This is a genomic window from Acinetobacter sp. C15 (assembly GCF_013420645.1).
GTDB classification, from domain to species: domain Bacteria; phylum Pseudomonadota; class Gammaproteobacteria; order Pseudomonadales; family Moraxellaceae; genus Acinetobacter; species Acinetobacter indicus.
Genome location: NZ_VOXR01000079.1, coordinates 1 through 3382, shown reverse-complemented (window position 1 = coordinate 3382; position 3382 = coordinate 1). Strand labels below are relative to the sequence as shown.

Here is a 3382-nt window from a genome sequence, read left to right as displayed (position 1 = left end):
AAGAGGTTTCACTTCTGAGTTCGGGAAGGGATCAGGTGGTTCACTCTTGCTATTGTCGCCAGCACAACTGTTATGGACTTGTTCGGGTCTTAGTTACTTTGCTTAAGCTTGATGCTTTTGCATGTAATGCCTTACTTTGTTCCAAATGAGTTATTAACGGATTGGCTATTGGGTCTGAATTTTATTGTGTCGCATTAACTAAATCAAGGATTAGTTTAGAATTCAGCTTGATACAACAACTGTTTGGGTGTTGTATAGTCAAGCCTCACGAGCAATTAGTATTGGTCAGCTTCACATATCGCTATGCTTCCACACCCAACCTATCAACGTCCTAGTCTCGAACGGCTCTTTAGAGGAATAAATTCCTAGGGAAATCTTATCTTGAGGTAGGCTTCCCGCTTAGATGCTTTCAGCGGTTATCCCTTCCGAACATAGCTACCCGGCGATGCGACTGGCGTCACAACCGGTACACCAGAGGTTCGTCCACTCTGGTCCTCTCGTACTAGGAGCAGATCCTCTCAAATTTCCAGCGCCCACGGTAGATAGGGACCGAACTGTCTCACGACGTTCTAAACCCAGCTCGCGTACCTCTTTAAATGGCGAACAGCCATACCCTTGGGACCTGCTTCAGCCCCAGGATGAGATGAGCCGACATCGAGGTGCCAAACACCGCCGTCGATATGAACTCTTGGGCGGTATCAGCCTGTTATCCCCAGAGTACCTTTTATCCGTTGAGCGATGGCCCTTCCATACAGAACCACCGGATCACTAAGACCTACTTTCGTACCTGCTCGACTTGTGGGTCTCGCAGTTAAGCGCGCTTTTGCCTTTATACTCTACGCGTGATTTCCGACCACGCTGAGCGCACCTTCGTACTCCTCCGTTACTCTTTAGGAGGAGACCGCCCCAGTCAAACTACCCACCAGACATGGTCCTCGTCCCGGATCACGGGACAGAGTTAGAACCTCAACATTACCAGGGTGGTATTTCAAGGACGGCTCCATTGGAACTGGCGTTCCAACTTCAAAGCCTCCCACCTATCCTACACAAGTAAGGTCAAAGTTCAATGTCAAGCTGCAGTAAAGGTTCACGGGGTCTTTCCGTCTAGCCGCGGGTACACTGCATCTTCACAGCGATTTCGATTTCACTGAGCCTCTGCTGGAGACAGCGCCGCCATCATTATGCCATTCGTGCAGGTCGGAACTTACCCGACAAGGAATTTCGCTACCTTAGGACCGTTATAGTTACGGCCGCCGTTTACTGGGGCTTCGATCAAGAGCTTCGCTTACGCTAACCCCATCAATTAACCTTCCAGCACCGGGCAGGCATCACACCCTATACGTCCACTTTCGTGTTTGCAGAGTGCTATGTTTTTAATAAACAGTTGCAGCGGCCTGGTTTCTGCGGCTGTCAACCGCTCAGGGAGCAAGTCCCATCACCGTCAACAGCGTACCTTCTCCCGAAGTTACGGTACCATTTTGCCTAGTTCCTTCAGCAGAGTTCTCTCAAGCGCTTTGGTCTACTCGACCTGACCACCTGTGTCGGTTTCGGGTACGATTCCAGTGTAACTGAAGCTTAGAGACTTTTCCTGGAAGCATGGTATCAGCCACTTCGCTAGTAAACTAGCTTGCTATCAGCTCTCAGCATAGAGCACCCCGGATTTGCCTAAGATGCATGCCTACAGCCTTCCACCTGGACAACCAACGCCAGGCTGACTTAACCTTCTCCGTCCTCTCATCGCATTACACTGAAGTATTGGAATATTAACCAATTTCCCATCGACTACGCCTCTCGGCCTCGCCTTAGGGGTCGACTCACCCAGCCCCGATTAACGTTGGACTGGAACCCTTGGTCTTTCAGCGAACGGGTTTTTCACCCGTTTTGTCGTTACTCACGTCAGCATTCGCACTTCTGATACCTCCAGCAGACTTCTCAATCCACCTTCATCGGCTTACAGAACGCTCCCCTACCACGTATACAATGTATACATCCGCAGCTTCGGCACATAGTTTTAGCCCCGTTACATCTTCCGCGCAGGCCGACTCGACTAGTGAGCTATTACGCTTTCTTTAAAGGGTGGCTGCTTCTAAGCCAACCTCCTAGCTGTCTATGCCTTCCCACATCGTTTCCCACTTAACTATGATTTTGGGGCCTTAGCTGGCGGTCTGGATTGTTTTCCTCTTGACTACGGACGTTAGCACCCGCAGTCTGTCTCCCGGATAGTACTCATCGGTATTCGGAGTTTGCATCGGTTTGGTAAGTCGGGATGACCCCCTAGCCGAAACAGTGCTCTACCCCCAATGGTATTCGTCCGAGGCGCTACCTAAATAGCTTTCGGGGAGAACCAGCTATCACCAGGCTTGATTAGCCTTTCACCCCTATCCACAAGTCATCCCCTGGCTTTTCAACGACAGTGGGTTCGGTCCTCCAGTTAGTGTTACCCAACCTTCAACCTGCTCATGGATAGATCGCCTGGTTTCGGGTCTACACCCAGCAACTATACGCCCTATTAAGACTCGGTTTCCCTACGGCTCCCCTATGCGGTTAACCTTGCTACTGAATGTAAGTCGCTGACCCATTATACAAAAGGTACGCAGTCACCGAACAAGTCGGCTCCCACTGCTTGTATGCATGCGGTTTCAGGATCTATTTCACTCCCCTCACAGGGGTTCTTTTCGCCTTTCCCTCACGGTACTGGTTCACTATCGGTCAGTCAGGAGTATTTAGCCTTGGAGGATGGTCCCCCCATATTCAGACAAGGTTTCACGTGCCTCGCCCTACTCGTCATCATTATGTGTGCCCTTTCGTGTACAGGACTATCACCCACTATGGTTGCACTTCCCAGAGCATTCCACTAAAACACACATAACTTAATGGGCTGTTCCCCTTTCGCTCGCCGCTACTGAGGGAATCTCAATTGATTTCTTTTCCTAAGGGTACTGAGATGTTTCACTTCCCCTCGTTCGCCTCAATACACTATGTATTCATGTATTGATACCTACCTTATGGTAAGTGGGTTTCCCCATTCAGACATCTCCGGATCAAAGGATATTTGCCGCCTCCCCGGAGCTTTTCGCAGGCTATCACGTCTTTCTTCGCCTCTGACTGCCAAGGCATCCACCACATGCACTTAATTACTTGACTATACAACCCCAAACAGTCGTTAATCCCTACAAGTAGGATTAAGACAATTAAATAAATAATCAATTATCTATTTAATCTACAGTTCGAAGTCACGTGCACTTAAGCACCGTACAGCTTCAATCTAAATTCATATACCAAAACGCTTGATTCAGTTAATTTGCTAGTTCTCAATTCAATCTACGTTCATCAACCCGTCATAACAACGCGTTAACGTATATTGATTGAGTGAACAATTTAT

At 48.9% G+C, this 3382-nt stretch carries 2 rRNA genes; both read right to left on the bottom strand.

Features of this window, described 5'->3' with window-relative positions:
• Positions 1-63 (bottom strand): 5S ribosomal RNA (rrf, locus tag FTT63_RS14760); the annotation flags it as partial.
• A 191-nt stretch (positions 64-254) separates the two neighbouring features.
• Positions 255-3144 (bottom strand): 23S ribosomal RNA (locus FTT63_RS14755).
• Between the last annotated feature and the right edge of the window lie 238 nt (positions 3145-3382).